Below are 3,057 nucleotides of genomic sequence, written 5' to 3'. Positions count from 1 at the left end.
GAATATTTGGGGCGTTTTAGATTAAGTTGATAATGGGCTAAGAAATAAAGCGGTGTTAAAAAAATATTTTTCTCCTGTGGTTTTTATTAGTGCTCTAACGCTAATATCTACCTTTTTTTTAATCTCGGTTATCTTACGTAGGGGGTATACATTTTCTACCTCAGTAATACGTACTTCTACCTCGGTATTATATATCCTAAATTCATAGTCGGTGATGGATTTTAGCAATGATTTGCGGAATTTTTCCTCCCAAATGCTCTCACTCACGATTAACTCAAAGTCGAGATCCCATATTTCACATCCAAAATCGTTATGGAACCGATGCTCCCCAAAACGGGTAAAAATAATCAGTTCTAGGTGGTTCGAAATCGATTTTCCGAGGTCAGTTGGCTGAAGGCCAATGCCTGAGAAAACCGACCTAAATCTGAAGGGTTTGTTGTAAAAATTTTCAGACATACACGGTTTGGCTTAAAGTTTGTTAAAAGTAAAAGAAATAATATCGTTTTAATAACCAAACAACAAATATTAAAAATTGTTATAGTACAGTGTTAATTTGAAAAAGTTTGAATGATTTTATGTGAGGGAGATGTCAGATTAATATGATAACCAACGCTATGTGAAACTATTAATGCTCTATGAAACCCATTAATGCCATCGAAATCAGGACTGCTTACACGAGGTTTATTTTAAACTTTGTATTCCTAACGTTTTTCTCTATTCTCTGTATTTATCTTTTTTTTGCCGCATCCGATTATGAGTATACCCTGCTCGATAAAAAGGTAAAGGAAACCGAAAAACTATCTTATCTAAGAAAAGATATCAATACCAATTTCGACCTTATCCTTGTCCGTTTTAAAGAACTTGCCCAATACCGCGATTACAATGCCAACGAAATGAGCAAACAGAGTATCCTTTTGGGCGATATCCAAAGCGCTAACAACAGGATTAAAGACCTTATTTCCAAAAAAGCACAAACCAGCCCGAGTTTTGATCTCTACGCCAAAATAAACAACAATGTTGGTGCAATGGCCGATCTGCAAGATTCGCTTATTAAATCAAGGGGCGATATCCAAAGGTATAAGGAACAGATTAACGATTGCCACCGCGCAAACCAGGCTACGGCAACCAAGATCAGAAACGGACGGTTCGGCCGATAATTAAACGATTATGATAAAATTAAGTATAAAAGAAAGACGCGAACAATTCTTGTTTTTTATAGCGCTGTTTGTTTTTACCGTAGGGCTTTTAAGTTTTGGTATTTTTTATAGTGATAAATCGCGCTACGAAATCTCCAAAGAAGAGCTTGAAGTAAAAATCAGCGAGAACGAAACATTCGAAAGTATGGTAAAAGAAACTTCGCCTACTATTGATACCACTTATAAACAGATAACCCGCTACAACCCAAATGTACAGGCGGTTTTCTTGAAAAACGACATACAGAATTCATTAGGCTCTATCAGGGCTGCGTTTGACCGTAAAGCATCAGACCAGCGCTATAAAATATTTGTTCAAACGGCACAGCTGTACGACAGGTTATTTTACGATAGGCAGGAACAGAACAGAAACATTTCAGATATCGAATTGCATAAACGACAATTGGACGATTGTATTCTCAACAGGCGACAATTGCAGCAAACCATATCTGCTAGATAAATACCTCAAAAACAACCTATAAAAAACGCTACCTATGTCTGACACAAACACCAAGCAAGTTAATTCAAATTCGCAGGGCTATGTTATTCTCTACATCCTATTAGCTGTATTGCTCTTAACTGGTCTTATTTTCCTATTTAAAAGTTCATTGTTCGAAAAAAGGACAATTGATGCGCGGATCTTAAAAGATGAAATTTATTTAAACGAAAGTCTGGTTTTTACCGATAATACACCAAAAGCCACAAAATGGTTATGGGAATTCGGAAACGGCGAAAAAGCCACCACAAAAACCGGTTCTTATCACTACACAAAGCCCGACACTTACATTGTGCGTTTAACCGTTGATGGCGAACTCCGTCAGGAATTTCCGGTTACCGTACGCGATACCGTTCATACACCGGTTGTAGATAGTGTATTAACCATTAGCGGCCCGACCGCGGGTTTGGTTAATGAAGAAATCAGGCTCGAAGGAGACGGGGAGGGAAAAGATTTCGAATGGTCGTTCGGCGAAACTGGGCGAGTAGATGTTAAAGGAAAAACTGCTTTATACACCTACCGTGCCCCAGGGAAATATGTGGTACGCCTGCGCTCGGATAAAAGCCGTAAACCCGCTTTCCTAAACATTTTGATCACTGATCCAAATGCCGAAATCGTTGAAGATATTGTTGCCCCTGGTGATGGCGAACGTAAAACCATCGATGATATCAGGGCCCGTTTACAGGCCATTGCCAATGGTGCCGATTTTAACTCTAACTATTACTACCTCGTTAACAAATACATGTGCGGTAACGAAAAAGTAACGGTAAATGTAGAAATGAATGGTAAGAAAAAACAGACCGATATTTATTCATACTGCATGGGACTCACCTTTGGGGGCGAAATAGCCGTTGATGAAGCGCAGCTAACCATTAAGCCAAATTCTACCTGTGCCAGCTTGGTAAACATTAAGCAACATTCGGGAACGGTCCAACCTGCGGCAACAACTGCTGATGCTCCGGCCAAAACAAGATAAATTAACCGCTCACCTAATTTTAAAGCTCATCTACAGATTATGAAAAAATACTATGCCTTAACCCTCCTTTTTATAGGAATATCGTTTGCCTACGCACAATCGCCGGCATCCTTTGGCAAAAGAGTAAAATACATGCCTAAATCTTACGAAAGGCCTTCAGAAAATATAAACGTAATGGACAATACCAGTAGCAGCAGTTTGCCATGGATTGTTTTTTCAGACCGTGAAGATAATTATACCACTACTGCACCGGGTGGAAGTCTGATTATGAAAAAAATCAGCTTTATGGAACCTTTCTATGTTTCAAAAGAAGAAAACGGCTACCTGAAACTGATTAAATATAAGGCCGGAATGATCAGGGGCAGAAAAATAAACGATAAAAAAAGTGCCAT

At 38.8% G+C, this 3,057-nt stretch carries 5 protein-coding genes; 4 read left to right on the top strand and 1 reads right to left on the bottom strand.

The features are described from left to right. Positions 1 to 21 precede the first annotated feature (21 nt). Positions 22 to 456, bottom strand: a complete 435-nt coding sequence (locus tag AC1DND_RS24155; RefSeq protein WP_477585113.1) for a GPW/gp25 family protein — start codon at positions 454 to 456, stop codon at positions 22 to 24. A gap of 179 nt (positions 457 to 635) precedes the next feature. On the opposite strand from AC1DND_RS24155, the gene AC1DND_RS24150 reads away from it, so the two are divergent. The 4 genes from AC1DND_RS24150 to tssR form a co-directional block, all read left to right on the top strand. Further along, the gene (locus tag AC1DND_RS24150) at positions 636 to 1,157 is read left to right on the top strand and encodes a hypothetical protein (protein ID WP_477585112.1); all 522 of its coding nucleotides are present in this window, start codon (positions 636 to 638) and stop codon (positions 1,155 to 1,157) included. 10 nt (positions 1,158 to 1,167) lie between these two features. After that, complete coding sequence (locus AC1DND_RS24145) at positions 1,168 to 1,653, top strand: type VI secretion system transmembrane protein TssO (protein WP_131032454.1); 486 nt, start codon at positions 1,168 to 1,170, stop codon at positions 1,651 to 1,653. Positions 1,654 to 1,687: 34 nt separating this feature from the next. Next, the gene (locus AC1DND_RS24140) at positions 1,688 to 2,665 is read left to right on the top strand and encodes a PKD domain-containing protein (RefSeq protein WP_477585111.1); all 978 of its coding nucleotides are present in this window, start codon (positions 1,688 to 1,690) and stop codon (positions 2,663 to 2,665) included. Between the two features lie 39 nt (positions 2,666 to 2,704). Further along, on the top strand, positions 2,705 to 3,057 hold a 353-nt coding region (gene tssR / locus AC1DND_RS24135; protein ID WP_477585110.1), incomplete at its 3' end, for a type VI secretion system protein TssR domain-containing protein.

The sequence above is a fragment of the Pedobacter sp. 01N416 genome (assembly GCF_056399685.1).
Note: the sequence above shows the minus strand (reverse complement) of the source record. Positions and strands in the feature narration are given on the sequence as shown.

Bases quoted from the DNA above. Each gene is read 5' to 3' on its own strand.
- AC1DND_RS24155 (WP_477585113.1), bottom strand. From the start codon at position 456: ATGTCTGAAAATTTTTACAACAAACCCTTCAGATTTAGGTCGGTTTTC.
- AC1DND_RS24150 (WP_477585112.1), top strand. From the start codon at position 636: ATGAAACCCATTAATGCCATCGAAATCAGGACTGCTTACACGAGGTTT.
- AC1DND_RS24145 (WP_131032454.1), top strand. From the start codon at position 1,168: ATGATAAAATTAAGTATAAAAGAAAGACGCGAACAATTCTTGTTTTTT.
- AC1DND_RS24140 (WP_477585111.1), top strand. From the start codon at position 1,688: ATGTCTGACACAAACACCAAGCAAGTTAATTCAAATTCGCAGGGCTAT.